This window comes from Evtepia sp., from assembly GCF_034090835.1.
Taxonomy (GTDB): Bacteria; Bacillota; Clostridia; order Oscillospirales; family Oscillospiraceae; genus Evtepia.
Genome location: NZ_JAXDRS010000045.1, coordinates 16,091 through 33,091, shown reverse-complemented (window position 1 = coordinate 33,091; position 17,001 = coordinate 16,091). Strand labels below are relative to the sequence as shown.

15 protein-coding genes are annotated in these 17,001 nt (G+C 62.5%); 1 reads left to right on the top strand and 14 read right to left on the bottom strand.

Annotation, left to right across the window (positions count from 1 at the left end; all coding sequences use genetic code 11):
- Positions 1 to 5 precede the first annotated feature (5 nt).
- Both SOR61_RS08190 and fba read right to left on the bottom strand, forming a co-directional pair.
- Positions 6 to 1,601: a fused MFS/spermidine synthase gene (locus SOR61_RS08190; protein ID WP_320612175.1), complete on the bottom strand. Its 1,596-nt coding sequence runs from the start codon at positions 1,599 to 1,601 to the stop codon at positions 6 to 8.
- 76 nt (positions 1,602 to 1,677) lie between these two features.
- Entirely contained in the window at positions 1,678 to 2,613 is a 936-nt protein-coding gene (gene fba / locus SOR61_RS08185) for a class II fructose-1,6-bisphosphate aldolase (RefSeq protein WP_320612174.1), read from the bottom strand.
- Between the two features lie 195 nt (positions 2,614 to 2,808).
- On the opposite strand from fba, the gene SOR61_RS08180 reads away from it, so the two are divergent.
- Positions 2,809 to 4,056 carry a 6-phosphofructokinase gene (locus tag SOR61_RS08180; protein ID WP_320612173.1) on the top strand — a complete coding sequence of 416 codons (1,248 nt, stop codon included), beginning with the start codon at positions 2,809 to 2,811 and terminating at the stop codon, positions 4,054 to 4,056.
- Between the two features lie 69 nt (positions 4,057 to 4,125).
- On the opposite strand, the gene SOR61_RS08175 is transcribed toward SOR61_RS08180, so the two are convergent.
- From SOR61_RS08175 to remA, 12 genes are all read right to left on the bottom strand, one after another.
- Positions 4,126 to 5,649 (bottom strand): SPOCS domain-containing protein, encoded by a 1,524-nt coding sequence (locus SOR61_RS08175; protein WP_320612172.1) that lies wholly within the window; start codon positions 5,647 to 5,649, stop codon positions 4,126 to 4,128.
- A 232-nt stretch (positions 5,650 to 5,881) separates the two neighbouring features.
- On the bottom strand, positions 5,882 to 6,763 hold the full coding sequence (gene rsgA / locus SOR61_RS08170) for a ribosome small subunit-dependent GTPase A (protein WP_320612171.1): 882 nt from the start codon (positions 6,761 to 6,763) through the stop codon (positions 5,882 to 5,884).
- A 5-nt stretch (positions 6,764 to 6,768) separates the two neighbouring features.
- A complete protein-coding gene (gene pknB, locus SOR61_RS08165; RefSeq protein WP_320612170.1) occupies positions 6,769 to 8,745 on the bottom strand; it encodes a Stk1 family PASTA domain-containing Ser/Thr kinase in 1,977 nt (658 codons plus the stop codon).
- 17 nt (positions 8,746 to 8,762) lie between these two features.
- Positions 8,763 to 9,494 carry a Stp1/IreP family PP2C-type Ser/Thr phosphatase gene (locus SOR61_RS08160; RefSeq protein WP_320612169.1) on the bottom strand — a complete coding sequence of 244 codons (732 nt, stop codon included), beginning with the start codon at positions 9,492 to 9,494 and terminating at the stop codon, positions 8,763 to 8,765.
- Complete coding sequence (gene rlmN, locus SOR61_RS08155; protein ID WP_320612168.1) at positions 9,469 to 10,545, bottom strand: 23S rRNA (adenine(2503)-C(2))-methyltransferase RlmN; 1,077 nt, start codon at positions 10,543 to 10,545, stop codon at positions 9,469 to 9,471. The genes SOR61_RS08160 and rlmN overlap by 26 nt, the downstream gene beginning before the upstream one ends.
- Positions 10,542 to 11,891, bottom strand: a complete 1,350-nt coding sequence (gene rsmB / locus SOR61_RS08150; protein WP_407066525.1) for a 16S rRNA (cytosine(967)-C(5))-methyltransferase RsmB — start codon at positions 11,889 to 11,891, stop codon at positions 10,542 to 10,544. The genes rlmN and rsmB overlap by 4 nt, the downstream gene beginning before the upstream one ends.
- A 30-nt stretch (positions 11,892 to 11,921) precedes the next feature.
- On the bottom strand, positions 11,922 to 12,842 hold the full coding sequence (gene fmt / locus SOR61_RS08145; protein ID WP_320612166.1) for a methionyl-tRNA formyltransferase: 921 nt from the start codon (positions 12,840 to 12,842) through the stop codon (positions 11,922 to 11,924).
- Between the two features lie 42 nt (positions 12,843 to 12,884).
- Positions 12,885 to 13,373 carry a peptide deformylase gene (gene def / locus SOR61_RS08140; protein WP_320612165.1) on the bottom strand — a complete coding sequence of 163 codons (489 nt, stop codon included), beginning with the start codon at positions 13,371 to 13,373 and terminating at the stop codon, positions 12,885 to 12,887.
- A gap of 49 nt (positions 13,374 to 13,422) precedes the next feature.
- Positions 13,423 to 15,873, bottom strand: a complete 2,451-nt coding sequence (gene priA, locus SOR61_RS08135; RefSeq protein WP_320612164.1) for a primosomal protein N' — start codon at positions 15,871 to 15,873, stop codon at positions 13,423 to 13,425.
- Positions 15,874 to 15,906: 33 nt separating this feature from the next.
- Positions 15,907 to 16,137, bottom strand: coding sequence for a DNA-directed RNA polymerase subunit omega (gene rpoZ, locus SOR61_RS08130; RefSeq protein ID WP_320612163.1), 231 nt, complete (start codon positions 16,135 to 16,137; stop codon positions 15,907 to 15,909).
- Between the two features lie 6 nt (positions 16,138 to 16,143).
- Positions 16,144 to 16,740, bottom strand: coding sequence for a guanylate kinase (gene gmk / locus SOR61_RS08125; protein WP_320612162.1), 597 nt, complete (start codon positions 16,738 to 16,740; stop codon positions 16,144 to 16,146).
- The gene (remA, locus tag SOR61_RS08120; RefSeq protein WP_320612161.1) at positions 16,737 to 17,000 is read right to left on the bottom strand and encodes an extracellular matrix/biofilm regulator RemA; all 264 of its coding nucleotides are present in this window, start codon (positions 16,998 to 17,000) and stop codon (positions 16,737 to 16,739) included. The genes gmk and remA overlap by 4 nt, the downstream gene beginning before the upstream one ends.
- Position 17,001 lies beyond the last annotated feature (1 nt).

The following is a 17,001-nucleotide window of genomic DNA, read 5'->3' as shown; positions in this document are numbered from 1 at the left end:
CTCTCTTAGAAGGACTGCAGCAGGCCGGACAATCCCTTCTCCCGGTACAGGTCCTGATAGTACTCCAATTCCTTTGCGATGAGCTGGTCAATGGCCCGCATGCCCAGCACCTCCACTGGGGCCTGGTCATCGGTGAGGATCACGTCCCCGGGGGTGTACCGGGTCATGGCACGGGCCACAGTATCCATATGCAGCCCCAGTTCCAGGTCCTCTACCTTCTGCTGGTTGGCCCGCAGCAGCTGAAGGGGGTCCCCCTCCGCCGAGGCAAAGAGCTCCCGGTTGGTGGTACCCGGCACGTCCGCCGTGTACACCCCGGGGAAGAGGCTGGCGATGGTGTCGCACAGGGCCTGGTTGATGCTCCCCTCCCCGTCCGAGTGCATGTTCAGGTTCACCACCATCACGCCCCCGGGGGCCAGATGCTCCTTCACGAGCGTAAAAAACTCCCGGGTGGACATCTGAAAGGGAATGGTAATATCCTGGTAGGCGTCCACCAGAATAACGTCGTACTTGGTATCCACCGCCTGCAAATAGGCCCGGCCGTCATAGGTGGTCACGTTCACGGAGTCGGGCATCTGGAAGTAGTCATAGGCCAGGCCCGTGATCTTCTCGTCGATCTCCACCCCGTCCACCAGGGTTCCGGGGAAATAGGTCTGGCACTGCTTGGCGAAGGTGCCGGTCCCGTTGCCCAGCACCAGGATTCTGGCGCCCTCCCCGGCGCCAGCCATGACCGGCCCCGCCAGCGCGTAGTCGTAGTACATACCAGTGAGGCCGTCCTCCTTCATCATCACCGACTGCACCCCGAAGAGCACGTTGGTGGAGAGGACCACCTTTTGCGGGTCCTCCTTCACCTGGAGGTAGTTATACACCGACTCTCCTTCGTAGAGCAGGTCCTTCTCCCAGAAGGCAAACCCGCCCCGGCTGCCCACCACGCTGCACACCGCAAAGAGGACCAGCGCCGCCAGGCAGGTTTTGGGCTTTGCCCGGCTGCTCAAAAAGTAAACGAGCGCAATCACCAGCAAAATGCCGGAAAAGAGCAGGAAGGTCACTGCCGTTCCCACGGCAGGGATGGTCACAAAGGTGGGCAGAAAGGTACCCAGGATGCTGCCGATGGTGTTGCAGGCCCCCAGGGTACCCACCACCTTACCGCTGTCCTCCAGGCTGTCCACCGTGTACTTCACCAGGGACGGAGTCACAGTGCCCAGCAGGAAGAGGGGAAAGACGAAGATCACCATGCAGGCGCAGAAGGCCGCAAGGATCAGGAAGTTGGTGTTCACCGTGAGTACCAGCACCCCGGAAATTCCCAGGATGATATATTTGCCCAGCACAGGGATGGCGGCGATCCACACCGCCGCAATGAGCAGCCGCCGGTAGAGCCGGTCGGTGTTGGGGTCCTTGTCGGCCGCCCTGCCGCCCCAGAGGTTTCCCAGGGCCAGGGCGATCATAATGGTGCCGATGATGATGGTCCAGACGATCTGGGACGAGCTGAAATAGGGGGCCAGGAGGCGGCTGGCGCCCAGCTCCACCGCCATCACCGACACGCCGGAAAAGAATTCCGTGAGGTAGAGGTAATACTTGTTCTTTAAAATCGGTCGTTTCTCCATAAACGGTCCTTTCTTTACAAAAAACGGTACAGCGCAGCGCTGTACCGTTTTTCTTTCTCGCTGAGTAAGGGGGAACTTATGCCTTTCCGGCGCTGCCCAGAACCCGGAGGATCTTGTCCTGCACCAGGTCCTTCACGTACTGGCGGCCCACCTTCAGGTAGCCTCTGGGGTCAAAGCCGGCGGGGTCGGCCAGCAGCTGCTGGCGCACACCGGCGGTCATAGCCAGACGCAGGTCGGAGTCGATGTTGATTTTGCACACGGCCATTCCGGCTGCCTTGCGCAGCTGGTCTTCCGGCACGCCAATGGCGTCCTTCAGCTTGCCGCCGTTGCTGTTGATAAGGTCCACATAGTGGGGGGTGACGGAGGAAGCGCCGTGAAGCACAATGGGGAAACCGGGCAGGCGGCGGGAGACCTCTTCCAGGATGTCAAACCGCAGCTGGGGCTTGGTGCCGGGCTTGAACTTAAAGGCGCCGTGGCTGGTGCCGATGGCGATGGCCAGGCTGTCCACGCCGGTGGCCCGGACAAACTCTTCCACCTGGTTGGGGTCGGTATAGGAGGAGTCCTCTGCGGAGACGTTCACGTCGTCCTCGATGCCGGCCAGGCGGCCCAGCTCGCCTTCCACCACCACGCCATGCTTGTGGGCATACTCCACCACCTGGCGGGTCAGGGCAATGTTATCCTCAAAGGAGTGCTTGGAGCCGTCGATCATGACGGAAGTGAAGCCACCGTCGATGCAGGCCTTGCAGATCTCGAAGTCCTCGCCGTGGTCCAGATGCAGGGCGATGGGCAGACCGGTGTCCGCCACAGCGGCCTCCACCAGCTTCATGAGGTAGACGTGCTTGGCGTACTTCCGTGCGCCCGCAGACACCTGGAGAATCACCGGGGAGTTGGTCTCCAGCGCAGCTTCGGTGATGCCCTGGACGATCTCCATATTGTTGACGTTAAAGGCGCCGATGGCGTAGCCGCCCTCATAGGCCTTCTGGAACATTTCCTTGGTTGTAACTAACGGCATATTTCATAACCTCCATGCGCCATAGGCGCGTTATTTTCCATCCAGTTCCGGGTGAGGTTGGCTTTGCGCCTCATCCCGGATAAATTATTGTACCAGTATTCATTGATAATTGCAAGAGCGGGCCGGGTATGATATGATAAGGGTGCTTTCTATCCTACGTTTTCTATCTGACCTGCTGAAAGGAGATCTTCTTATATGGAACACTTAACCGGCGCCTGCATCATCGGCCAGTCCGGCGGTCCTACCGCCGTCATCAACGCCAGCGCTCAGGGCGTGATCCAGACCGCTCTGGCCTCCGGCCAGATCACCCGGGTCCTGGGAGCCGCCCACGGCATCAAGGGCGTTCTGGCCGACCAGCTCTACGACATGGCACAGGAGGACCCCGCCGAGCTGGATCTGCTCCAGTACACCCCCTCCTCCGCCCTGGGCTCCTGCCGCTATAAGCTGGCTGACCCGGACGTGGACGACACCGACTACCGCCGCATCCTGGAGATCTTCCAGAAGTATGACGTGCGCTACTTCTTCTACAACGGCGGCAACGACTCCATGGACACCTGCAACAAGATCAGCAAGTATATGCAGAAGGTGGGCTACCCCTGCAACATCATCGGAGTCCCCAAGACCATCGACAACGACCTGAGCGGCACCGACCACTGCCCCGGCTACGCCAGCGCCGCCAAGTACATCGCCACCTCCTGCATGGAGCTCTACCAGGACGCCCGGGTCTATGACACCGGAACGGTGGTCATCGTAGAGATCATGGGCCGCCACGCCGGCTGGCTGGCTGGCGCCGCCGGTCTGGCTTCCTGGGCTGGTTCCGGCCCCGATCTGGTCTATCTGCCCGAGGTGGACTTCCACATGGACCAGTTCCTGGCGGACGTAAAGCGGGTGTATGAAGAGACCGGCAACTGCCTGGTGGCCGTCTCTGAGGGCATCCACTACGCCGACGGCACCTTTGTCTCCGAGGCCAAGACCTCTGCCACCGACGGCTTCGGCCACGCCCAGCTGGGCGGCCTGGCTGCCATGCTGGCTGACACCGTGAAGAACGCCATGGGCGTGAAGGTCCGGGGCATTGAGCTCTCTCTGCTCCAGCGCTGCGGCTCCCACCTGGCCTCCCGCACCGACCTGGACGAGGCCTACCTGGCAGGCAAGGCCGCCGTGGAAGCCGCTGTCTCCGGCGTGACCGACAAGATGGTGGCTCTGGACTGCACCCGGGACGACACCGGCTACCACTGCCAGACCAAGCTGGTCCCCCTCACCGAGGCAGCCAACACCGAGCGGAAGGTACCCCTGTCCTGGATCACCCCAGAAGGAAACGGCGTCACCGAGGACTTTGTCCGCTATGCCCTGCCTCTCATTCAGGGTGAGCCCCAGCGTCCTCTGGAGAACGCACTGCCCCGCTTCGCCAAGCTGAAAAAGGTGCTCACCACCTCCATGGACTGATCCCAAACCATAAAAAGGACCTGACCGAACAAATCGGTCAGGTCCTTTTTTCTGCTTCCTCTTATCGTATTATCGTACTTTTCTGGGGATGAGCAGCATCTGCCCAAGATACAACTCCCCGGAGGTCAGCCCGCTGGCCTCCATGATCTCTCCATCCGTGGACAGGCAGGCTTTGGCCACGTCCCAAAGGTCCTCTCCCGGACGAACCGCCCGGAGGATGACCGAGGGTTCCTCCTGGGTGACTGCCCGCTTCTCCCCTGGCGTCACCCGGCCAATGATCCCGGTCTCCCCTTTACGCAGGGTCATCCACCGGAAAGCCAGGGGGAAGGAGACTTCCATTCCCGACCCGGTAGAGGCGGCGCTGGGGGCTCGGAGCACCTCCGAGGTAAAGAGACAGGTGCCCTCCCCCTGGCCGGGCAGCCGGTGGGACACCGTGACCCGGCGGCTGGCAGAGGCCGGGCCCTCCTGGGTGTTGTACAGCAGGACCATCTCCACCTCTTGGGTGAGGATCAGGTCCTGGCCCTCCCGGTTCTGCCCGGACCGGCCCAGCCGCACCTGAACGTCCAGCAGTTCCCCCGGCCCCTGGCCGGTCTCCACCACGTCCCGGACTCCTTCCTGGTCTTCGCCCTGGCCCATCATCTTCCAGACGGGGCAGTTGACCTCCTCTGTCTGGAGCTCATAAGATGTGCTGTACAGGTCGGTAAGTACCGGGACCTCCACCTGCTTGCGCAGCACCGCCTGGGCCTGGATGGTCAGGGACGCCTGGAAGCTTCTGGGGTCCCCTTCGGTCAGGGAACAGCTCACCTCCGTAAAGGCCAGCGTCATGTGGCACAGGCTGTCCTCGGCGTCCTCCCCGGCGTCCATGATCTGGGAGTAGGGCAGCGGGAACTCCACCGGGAACAAACTGCCGTCTGTCCCCCGGCAGAGGAGCTTCACCATGGCCTCCCCCTTGAACACCAGCTTGGTTCCGATCACCCGGGCCTCCAGACAGGTGCAGTCCGCCCGGGTGCGCAGCAGCGCTGCCACATCCGGCCGCCCCGCCGGAAGAGCCAGCACATCCTGATAAGTAAAGCTCTTTTCCTGGGCGTTGATGGTCACCAAGCTGCCCAGGGTCCCCGTCTTCTGCCGGATCCCGCAGCTCTCCGGGTCCTCCACCAGGCTGGCCAGGCTCTGCACTCTGGGCTCAAAGCCCTCCAGCGCCAGGCTGTAGCCCACCCGCACCAGGACCTTCCGGGGGTTCAGCAGGTGGATATCCACCGACAAAACCCGGGGACTTACATGGAGGGCGCTGCGCCGGGTCATCCCGGCGATCTCCGGGGACACCGAAAAGGGCAGGGTGACCTCCATGGACTGCACCCCGCCTTCCCCTTCCGGCTGGTACAGAATGGTCACCTTCAGCAGGCCGGAGCACTCCGCCTTGCCCTCCTGGGGCTCCTTCCGCTGCAGCAGCAGACGGCCCTCCCCGTCCAGCACCTGCCAGATGTCCGGGCAGGCGTCCGGTACGATCATCTCCGCGGTCTCCTCCTGCTCCAATACCGTACGGCACACCGTTTCCCAGTGGCGCACCGTCTCTTGCCGCAGTTCCAATTCCATAGCTGTGACCCATCCTTTCTCGTATCAGGTAAGTATCTGTCACAGTCTATGCCCGCCCCGGCCGGCACAGAACCTTACAGCCGGAACAATTTTTTCAGCAGGCCCGCCAATGCCTTGGGGGCGTTCACAACCACCATCTTCATGAGTCCTCCCTCCCTTCCCGGGGGCAAACGAAAACCACCCGTCTGCTCTCAGTCTATGCTGAGGACAGACGGGTGGTGTCTTTCTTTGCCTATTCTTTTTCCCAGGGTTTATACTCCTTGGCCTGCTCATACAGACGAACGTAGCTCTTATGACGGCTCTGGGAGATCTTTCTCTCTTTCTTGGCCGCCAGCACAGCGCAGCCCTTTTCCTTCACGTGAGCGCAGCCCACAAACCGGCACTGCCCCAGATAGGGGCGGAACTCCCGGAAAGTCTCCGCCAGGGCATCCTTTTCCAGGTGCTCGCCCCGGTCGGTGTCGAAGGCGGAAAAGCCCGGCGTGTCTGCAATGAGTCCCCCGGAAACCGGGAAGAGCTCCACGTGACGGGTGGTGTGGCGGCCACGGCCCAGCTTTTCGCTGATCTCTCCCGTAGCCAGGCGGAAGTCGGGCTCCAGGGCGTTGAGAATACTGGATTTCCCAACGCCGGAGTTGCCTGTAAAGGCCGAAACCTTGCCAGCCAAAAGCCCGCGAAGTTCCTCAATGCCCAGCCCTGTTTCCGCGCTCACCCGCAGGGTGGTGAACCCTGCCTGCTCATACAGAGCGAAAAGTTCCTCCGCCGGGACCAGGTCCCACTTGTTGATGCACACAATGGGTTCGCACTGCTTGCTCTCCGCCAGGGAGATGATCCGGTCCAGGAGAAAGGGGTCGGTCACCGGGATGGCCCCGGAGGCGATGAGGACCAGCTGGTCAATGTTGGCCACCGCAGGCCGCTGGAAGGCATTGCGCCGGGGCAGGATCTCGTCCAGCGAACCGCTTCCATCCTCCTGCACGGTGATGGCCACCCGGTCCCCCACCAGGGGGGTGATTTTTTTATAGCGGAACTTTCCTCTGGCCCGGCAGGTCACCAGGGCGTCCTCACACTGGACGTAGTAAAACCCGCTGAGGGCCTTGATGATCTGTCCTTCTCGTTTCATTTCACTCATTGGTCAAAGTTCAGGTTGTAGCGCTCCACAACCTCTCCATCAAAGTAGATGCACACCTGCTTCACCCCGGACCCGCTGAGGGTGGGATAGATGTTCCCCACCGAGGTGTTCACCACGTTCTTATAGGCCTCCTGGTCGTCCACGGTGATCCGGACCTCTACGGTCTCACGATCTGTGGGCAGTTCCACGGTGATGGTCTTGGTGCGGATCGGCGGGGCCTCCGGTCCCTTACTCACGTTCAGGGCAATGGCGGTGCCTTCCTCTACTGTGCTGCCTGCGGCCACGCTTTGATACACCACCTGGCCGGCGGGCTCATTGCTGGCCACCTCCACGATGCTGCCCACTTTCAGCTTGGCTGCTGCCAGCATATCCCGGGCCTTGTTCAGGGACTGGCCGGTAAGGGAGGGGACTGTCACCTCTTTTACCTCCGGCCCGGAGCTCACCACCAGCTGCACGGTGTCGCCCGGCAGCATCTTGGTTCCCTTGGCGGGGGTGTAGGAGATGACCTTATCCTTCTCCACGTCTTCAGAGGGTTCATAGGTGGGGCTGCCCACCTTGAGGCCCAGCTCCTGGAGCTTGGCGACCGCTTCCTCGTAGGTGAGGTTCTTTACGTCGATCATCTCCACGTACTCCTGGCCGCCGCTGACAATGACATAGATGGTCGAGCCCTTCTCCACCTCGGTCCCACCTTTGGGGTCCTGGTCGATGATCTGCCCTTCTTCGTACTTGTCGCTGTACTCCACGGACTTCTGCACCACTTTAAAGTTATCTGTGATGGCCGTGTTTCCGTACACCTGGCTCATGGTGAGTCCTGTGAGGTCCGGGGCCTGCAGGGAGGGTTCCTTCTCAAACAAACCACTGAAGAAGGTGAGCCACAGGAAGAGGCCCACCCCCACCAGAAAGACGATCACCACAATGGGGATGACCATGTTCCGCTTGCGCTCCTGGCTGTCCTCATACTCCTCCGGCTCTTCCGGGGGATACCGCCGGGGGGGCGGAGGCGGGGGCGCGGTGCGGGTCCGCACCGGCGGACGCTGGCGGCGGCCCAGGCTGCCGGTGGTGTGGTCCACCACCTGGGTGGGTTCATCCGGCATGGGCTGGCTGCCATGGAAGCTGGCCAGGTTATAGTGGAACTCCACCTGGGGGTTCTTTCGGAACTCTTCCAGATCCCGGATCATGGCCTCGGCGTTCATATACCGCTGGTCGATCCGGGAGGCCATGGCCTTCATGGTGATCTCTTCCAGCCCCAGCGGGATCTCCGGGTTCAGCTCCCGGGGCGACATGGGGGTGGAGTTGATGTGCTGAATGGCCACGGAGACCGGGGAGTCTCCGTCAAAGGGCAGGCGGCCGGTGAGCATCTCATAGAGCACCACGCCTGCGGAGTAGATATCCGCCCGGGCGTCGATGTGGCTGCCCCGGGCCTGCTCCGGCGAAATATAGTGGACGGAACCCAGGGCCTCCTGGGTCAGGGTGTTCTGGGCGGCGGACATGATCCGGGCGATGCCGAAGTCAGCCACCTTCACGCTGCCGTCCCGCAGGACCATGATGTTCTGGGGCTTGATGTCCCGGTGGATGATGCCCCGGCTGTGGGCATGGCCCAGAGCCCGGACGATCTGGGTGATAAAATACAGGGATTCCCGCCAGTTCAGACTGCCGTTTTTCTTCTGCATGTACTGCTTCAGGGTGATCCCGTCGATGAGCTCCATGACGATATAGTCCAGGTCGTCGCCCCGGCTCACGTCGTAGACAGAAACGATATTCGGATGGGAGAGCATGGCAACCGCCTGGGCTTCCTCATGGAAGCGCCGCCGGAACTCTGCGTCGGACGCCAGGTCCCGCTTGAGGACCTTGATGGCCACAAAGCGATGCAGCCGGTGGCAGTAGGCCTTGTAGACCACCGCCATCCCTCCAACCCCGATCACATCGAGGATTTCATACCGGTTATCGAGCATTTTACCGATGTATTGATTCATAGGTAACACACTCCTTTTTACAGCTGGAAGAGTACAATGGTCACGTTGTCCGGCGCGCCATGCTCCAGGGTTTCATTCATGAGCCGCTGGCAGATCTCCTGCGGCGTCCCGCCTGCGCGGGCCTGCTGATAGATCGCCTCGTCCGTGACCTCGTTCACCAACCCGTCGGAGCACAGAAGGATCATATCCCCCTCCGCCACCTCCCGCTGGAAGAGGTCCGCCCGGACCTGCCGGGAGGTGCCCAGCGCGCGGGTGATGAGATTTTTCTGGGGGTGCTGTCTGGCCTCTTCTGGGGTCAGATCCCCCTTTTCCACCAGGTCCTCCACCACGGAATGATCCCGGGTGATCCGGCGAATCCCCGTCTTGGTAATATGATAGGCCCGGCTGTCGCCCACGTTGGCCACCAGCAGCACCCCGCTGCGGATGATGAGCCCCACCAACGTGGTACCCATTCCGGTGCAGGCGGGCTCTGTGGTCGCCTTTTCATAGATCCTCTGGTTGGCCCGCTCCACTGCCTGCAGCAGCAGCGCACCGTCTTCGGTGGTCCGATCCTCATCGGGCAGGGTCGCCAGGGTGGCCTCCACCGTCTCCACCGCCATCTTGCTGGCGATGTCCCCGGCGTTGGCGCCGCCCATGCCGTCGCAGACCACGCCCCAGGCAAACTGGTCGGCCAGCACCGCATAGGCGCAGGAATCCTGGTTTTCTCTCCGGACCCTGCCTCTGTCAGTCAGTCCCCATACTGAAACCACAAGAACTCCCCTCCTTTCCTCCGTCCCGGGCCGTCTCTGCCATGGCCTTTCGGCGCAGCTGGCCGCAGGATGCGTCAATATCGCTGCCCAGCCGGCGGCGGACCGTGGCGGTCACGCCCCGTTTCTCCAGCTGCTTCTGGAACTCCGCCACCCGGGTGCTGGGCTTCAACGGACTCTCCTCCACATAGTTGAGCGGGATGAGGTTCACGTGGGCCACGGTGCCCTCCAGCCGCTGGGCCAGGAGAGCCCCGTGGCGGGGGGTGTCGTTGACCCCGTCGATCATCGCATACTCGTAGGAGATCCTTCGTCCGGTCTTTTCAAAGTAACGGCGGCAGGCCGCCAGCAGGGTATCCACCCCGAAGGCCCGGTTCACCGGCATGAGCCGGCTGCGGGTCTCGTCGTCGGGCGCGTGGAGGGACACGGATAACGTCAGCTGCAATCCCTCTTCTGCCAGCCGGTCGATCCCGGGAACCAACCCGCAGGTGGACAGGGAAATATGGCGCATGCCAATGTTGATCCCGTCCTTGTGGTTCACCAGGGTCAAAAACTTTCGCACGTTCTCATAGTTGTCCAGGGGTTCCCCGATGCCCATGAGAACGATGTTGGAGATGGGTGCGCCCGAGTCCTTCTGGGTGAAGATCACCTGGTCCAGCAGTTCTCCTGCTGTGAGGTTCCGTACCCGGCCTCCCACCGTGGAGGCGCAGAAAGCGCACCCCATAGCGCAGCCCACCTGGGAGGAAATGCAGACGGAATTTCCGTGGTGGTACCGCATGAGCACCGTCTCAATGCAGTTGCCGTCCCGCAGCCTCCAAAGATATTTTATGGTCCCATCCAGTTTTGAGACCTGCTTTCTCTCCACAATGGGGGCGGAAAACCCCTCTTCCCGCAGGATGAGCTCCCGCAGCGCCTTGGGCAGATCGGTCATCTCCTCCACAGAGGAGACCCCCCGATGGAACCACTGGAAGAGCTGCTTGCCCCGAAATCCAGGCTGGCCCTGGGCTTTGCACCAGGCGGTCAGCTCCTCCGGCGTCATGGATTTTAGGTCGGTCATAGGCCCGTCTCCTCCTTCGCTCCCTGCCGCCGCAGGCGGGCCAGGTAGAATCCGTCGGTATCCAGCCGCTGGGGCCAGAGGGTCGCTTCCCCTTCCGGCACCTCTCCCATGGGGCCCGGCAGGGCGAAGCCCTCCAGGGCAAAGTCCGGGTGCTCCTTCAGGAAGTCAGCCACCACGGCCTCGTTTTCCTCCCGGCGGAGGGTACAGGTGGAGTAGAGCAGTACGCCGCCCGGCTTCACGTACCGGGACACGTTGGCCAAGATCTCTCCCTGCACCACCGGCAGGCCCGCCAGCTCTCCCGGCTCCTTGTACCGGATCTCCGGCTTCTTCCGCATGACCCCCAGTCCGGAGCAGGGCACGTCTGCAATCACTGCATCAAAGCCCTCCTCCCAGGAGGAACGGAACTTCTTTCCGTCCATCACGTGGGCGGAAATGAGGGGCAGGTCCAACCGGGCCGCTCCGGCCTCAATGAGCCCCTTCTTATGGGCGTGGAGGTCACAGGAGAGGATCTCCCCCTGTCCCTCCATCACCATCGCCGCGGCAAAGGATTTGCCCCCCGGCGCAGCGCAGGCGTCCAGCACCCGGTCTCCCGGGCGCAGCCCCGCCGCCAGCACCGACAGGCGGGCCGCAGGGTCCTGGGCGTAGAGCATTCCCTTCTGGTAGGCTGTCCGGGCGGCCAGGTCGCCGGTACCGGAGAGGAGCAGACAGCCCGGCAGCCAGGGGTGCCGGGTCACCGTGACCCCTTCCTCCTCCAGGCTGGCTACCACTTCTTCCTCCGTGTACCGGCAGGTGTTCACCTGCACTGTCACCGGCGGCTCACTGTTGTCCCAGCGGAGCAGCTGCTCCACCTCTTCCTCCGGCAGGCGGGCGGAAAAGGTCTCCACCAGCCAGCGGGGATGGCTGTACAGCAGGGACAGGTACTCCACCGGGTCCTTTCGGTCCAGGGTGGGCAGGTCATCCAGGTGCCGGGCCAGGTTCCGCAGAATGCCGTTGACCATTCCCCCGGCCCTGGGGTTCTTACAGTGCTTTTTCGTCAGCTCCACCGACTCACTCACCGCGGCGTTCACCGGGATCTTGGTCAGGAAGAGCATTTGATACAGGCCAAGCCGCAGGGCGCTGCGGACCTTGCTCTCCATCTTGGCCAGCTTCATGGTGGCGTACTGCTGGAGATAGTAGTCCAGCAGCATCCGGTTTTGCAGCACACCAAAGCAGAGGCGGGTGGCCAGGGCCGCGTCCCGGCGGTCCAGTTTCTGCTCCTGCATCACTTTTTTCAGGTGGCCGTTGGACCACGCCTTCTGCCGCTCCATGGCAGCCAGCGTGAGCAACGCCGCTTCTCTGGCAGACACGACCATCCGCCTCCTTTCCTTTTCGTTGGGTTATTCTACGGCAATGGGATGGCCCCGGAGATAATCCGCTGCCTTCATCCGCTTTCCGCCGTCCGCCTGGAGCTCCAGGATCTCCAGCACCGTGCCGCCGCCGCAGGCCAGCTTCAGCCCGTGCTTGTCAGCGGCGATCACCGTTCCCGGCTGCTTGCCGGTGGTCTCCCCGGACAGCGCCGTGGCGAAGACCTTGCACCGCACGCCGTTCAGCTGGGTCACCGCAGCGGGCCAGGGGATGAGGCCCCGCACCTGGTCATGGAGCTGCTGGGCGGGCCGGGTCCAGTCCATGGGGGACAGGGCCCGGCTGAGCATGGGAGCCAGGGTCACCTGGCTCTCCTCCTGAGGGGTCCGGGTGGCGGTCCCCTTCTCCAGGTCCTCCACCGTTTTCACCAGCAGGTCCGCGCCCATAACCGCCAGCCGGTCGTGGAGCATCTCCACGGTCTCGTTGGGGTCAATGGGGGTCACTGCCTGGGAAATGATATCGCCGGCGTCCAGAGCCAGCGCCATATGCATAATGGTCACGCCCGTCTCTTTGTCCCCGTTGAGGATCGCCCAGTGAATAGGGGCTGCTCCCCGATACTTGGGCAAGAGGGAGGAGTGGACGTTGATGCACCCCAGCTTGGGGTAGTCCAGGATCTCCTGGGGCAGGATGCGGCCATAGGCCGCCACGACGATCAGGTCGGGAGCCAGTTCCCGGATGCATTCCAGGGCCGTCCCGTCCCGGAGTTTTGTGGGCTGATAGACCGGGATGTCATGGCCCAGGGCGCAGACCTTCACCGGCGGCGCCTGGAGCTTCATGCCCCGGTTTTTGGGCTTGTCCGGCTGGGTGAACACCCCCACCAGCTCATGCCCGGCCCCTACCAGGGCCTCCAGAGAGGGCACCGCAAAATCCGGCGTGCCCATAAACAGTATCTTCATGGTTACCTCCCGTCCTGTGCCGCCAGCGCGGGCACCGAAGGTTTACACCTCGGTGCTGGCCAGCATTTCGTCCACTTCTGCCTCGGTAAACAGGCGGCCAGCGTGCTCATAGTACATATGGCCGTCCAGATGCTCGATCTCGTGGCAGAAGCAGCGGGCGGTGATGCCTTCCCGCTCGTATTCCACAGGATTCCCGTGGCGGTCCTGGGCCTTGACCTTCACCTTCATGGGGCGCTTGACAATGCCGTACATACCGGTGAGGCTCAGGCAGCCCTCAAAGCCCTCCTGCTCCCCTTCTTCGCTGACGATCTCCGGGTTTACCAGCTCCAGGAAGCACTCGTCGTCGTCCACAACCACGCACACCCGGCGGAGAATGCCGATCTGCGGCGCTGCCAGGCCCAGACCACCAGAGTCCTTCAGGGTATCGGTCAGGTCGCCCAGGAGGGCTTCCAGCTTCCGGTCAAAGGAGGTGATGGGGTGGCATACTTTATGCAGGGCAGGGTCTTCCTTCTGGAGAATCTTCTTAATCATGGTCGTTCTTCCTTCCTCTTTATGATCTGTCTGTGGATCCATTCTTATGTTATTCCATGGGGTTGACGTCCATCAGGATCGACAGCCCCCGGTTCACCCGGTCTTGCTGGGCCAGCCGCATGAGCTGGGCCAGCATGGCCCGATTTTCCTTGCTGTTTCGGCATTTTATCAAAATCCGGTAGCGATACCGGTTGTTTACCTTCAGTATTCCCGCCGGGGCCGGTCCTAAAACCTCCCGGTCCTCTCCCCCCTGGGCCCAGGGCTGTAAACTCCGCCGGAGTACCGCGCAGCACCGAAGCACCTGGCTCTCCTCCGGTCCGGAGACCGTGAGGCGGAACAGATCGGTAAACGGGGGGAAGCCCAGCATCTGCCGCAGGGCAGTCTCCCGCTGGCAGAAGGTATCGTAGTCCTGGCGGGCCGCCAGACTGATGATGTCGTTGTCCGGGCTCCAGGTCTGGATCACTGCCCGGCCGGGTTTCTCGCCCCGCCCGGCCCGGCCCACCACCTGGGTGAGCAGGGAGAAGGTCCGTTCTCCCGCCCGGTAATTGTCGGCGTACAGGGACAAGTCCCCGTCAATGACCCCCACCAGGGTCACGTTGTCAAAGTCCAGTCCCTTGGCCACCATCTGGGTGCCCAGGAGAATGGGGATCTTCTTCCGTCTAAACCGCTCCAGCAGCACCTCGTGGGGCTGGGCGGCCGTAATGGTGTCCGCGTCCATCCGCATGACCTCCACCTCCGGGTAGCGCTCCCGCAGGACCTCCTGGATCTTCTGGGTACCCATGCCCACAAATTGCAGCCGCTCCCCGCACTGGGGGCATCGCTGGGGCAGGGGCTCGGAATGACCGCAGTAGTGGCACATGAGCCGCCCGTTGGCGCTGTGATAGGTCAGGTGGACCGAACACCGGGGACAGGAGGGGGCTTCGCCGCACTGGCTGCACAGCACCATCCGGCTGTTCCCCCGCCGGTTAAGAAAGAGGATGCTCTGCTCTCCCCGGCGGAAGTTCTCTTCCAGCTCCCGGCACAAGGTATGAGAGAGGCCGGAGTTATTCCCCTGGCGCAGCTCCTCCTTCATGTCTGCAATATGAACGGGAGGTAAGTCCCGCTGGTTGTACCGCTCTGCTAAGCGGAAAAGATGGTACTGCCCCGTCTCCGCAGCGTACCGGCTCTCCACCGCCGGGGTGGCTGAGCCCAAGAGAAGCAGGCCTTTGTGCTGGGCGCAGCGGAACTTGGCCACGTCCCGGGCATGGTAGCGCACCAGGCTTTCCGACTGGTAGCTGCTCTCCTGCTCCTCATCTAAAATAATGAGTCCCGGGTCCTCCAGAGGGGCAAACACTGCCGATCGGGTCCCGATCACCAGAGGGGCCTGGCCCTGTTTCACCCGCTTCCACTGCTCATACCGCTCCCGCACGGACAGGCAGCTGTGAAGCACCGCCACCTTCTGCCCAAAGTGAGAGAGAAATAAGGTAAGCAAGCTGGGGGTCAGGGCGATCTCCGGCACCATCACAATGGCGCCCCGGCCCTGGGCCAGGGTTTGTTGGATCAAGTGGAGATAGACCTGGGTCTTTCCGCTGCCGGTGACCCCGTACAGCAGGGCCGCCTGCGGGGTTCCGCTCTCCAGCAATTGGCGCAGGCCCTGAAAGGCCTCCTCCTGCTGGGGATTCAGGGTGGACAGAGGGAGGATCTCTCCCGTCTGGGGCAAGGGCGCAGAGGCAACCGCCTCCTCTTCCAGGGTGAGGATCCCCTTTTTCTCCAACCCCTTTACCACCGCCCGGGATGCCCCGGTAAAATAGCACAGTTCCTTGACGCTGGCTCGGCCCAGGCTGCACAGCAGGTGGGTCACCTCCCGCTGCACCGGGCCCATCCTCCGGTTCTCCTGCACCACGGCCATGGCCTGGGCAGGCTCCATGGCCAGCACCGCGATCTTCTCGGTTTTGTCCCCCACTTTGCGCCGGGCCTGGCTCTGCCGGATCAAAAAGCCCGCCTTCACCAGCTCACTCAGCACGCCTTTGGGGTTCTTCATGCCGGGCAGGTCCTTCACCTGCTCCAAGGTGGCGCTGCCGCCGGCGGCATAGATCAGGTCCATCACCTGCCGCCGCAGGGGGGCGTTCTGGGTTTCCCTGTCTACCTGCTCCCGGTCTGTCCCCGGGGCCAGGGCGTAGCCCTCCCGCAGGGTGTACCACAGGCCGGTGGGCAGCATGGTCATGGCCGCAGCATACACGGTACAGAAAAAACGCTCCCGCATCCACAGCGCCAGTTGGATGCCCGCACGGCTCAGCACCGGCTGCTGGTCCAGGAGCGTCTGCACTTTCTTCAGTCCGGACTCCTCCCCTTCCTCCACCGAGAGGACCAGGCCCTCACAGGTCCGGTTTCCCTGACCGAAGGGGACCAGCACCCGCATCCCGGGGGCAAGGGTCTCGGCCAGAGCGGGGGGGACTCCATAGGAATAGGGCAGGTCAACGGCAAAGGGCGCTGCCTCCAGGGCGATCTTCGCTATTCTCATCCCTTCGCCTCCCTTGGCCGCGGCTGGGCGGCCTTATTCCTCCTCTTCAGGTTCCTCTTCCGGCTGTGTCTCCTGCATCTGCTCCGGCAGGCGCCCTTCGGCGATCTCCCGCACAGCCAGGCTCACCGGCTTATCTTCCAGCATGATCTCCTCTTGCTCCGCTTCGTTGGCGATCTGTCTGGCCCGGGCGGCCACCACGTTCACCAGCTTATAGCGGCTGGGGATCTGCTTCAACAGTTCGTTCATTGCGGGATACAGCATCATAACGCATTACACTCCTTCTAACACATGCAGCCGCTTTTCCTTGCGGCAGCTCTCCGCCGTGAGCACCGCCAGGATCTCTTCCACTGCGTGCTCCACGGCATCATTCACAACAATATAGTCATAGTTGACGATCTCTTTGGCCTCCCGGCGGGCGGTCTCCAGCCGCTGCTGGATCTTCTCCTCCGAGTCGGTGCCCCGATCATGCAGGCGTCGGGACAGCTCCTCAAAGGAAGGGGGCACGATGAACAGCGACACCGCCTCCGGCATCCGCTGCCGCACCTTGGCCGCGCCCTGGACCTCAATGTCCAGAAGCACATCCATTCCCTCCTCCAGCTTTTCCCGGATCACCGCCATGGATGTGCCGTAGAGATTGCCCACGTACTCGGCATACTCCAAAAACTCCCCCCGGTCGATCCGCTGCTGGAACTCTTCCCGGGTGACAAAGTAATAGTTGACCCCGTCTTTTTCCCCTTCCCGGGGGGGACGGGTGGTAAAGGACACGGAAAAATACAGGTTGGACCGCTGGGCCATGACCCGGGCGATCACTGTACTCTTCCCTACCCCGGAAGAACCCGATAACACCAATAACGTTCCTTTGCTCATTCCTCTTCCTCCCCTGCCATCTCTTCCCGTCCGTTCAGACGTCCGGCCACGGTCTCCGGCTGAAGGGCGGAGAGGATGATGTGGTCGCTGTCCGTAATGAGGACCGCCCGGGTACGGCGGCCGTAGGTGGCGTCCACCAACACCCCCCGATCCCGGGCTTCCTGGACCATCCGCTTAATGGGGGCGGACTCCGGGCTCACAATGGCGATCAGCCGACTGGAGGATACCATGTTTCCAAAGCCGATGTTAATAAGCTTCAAA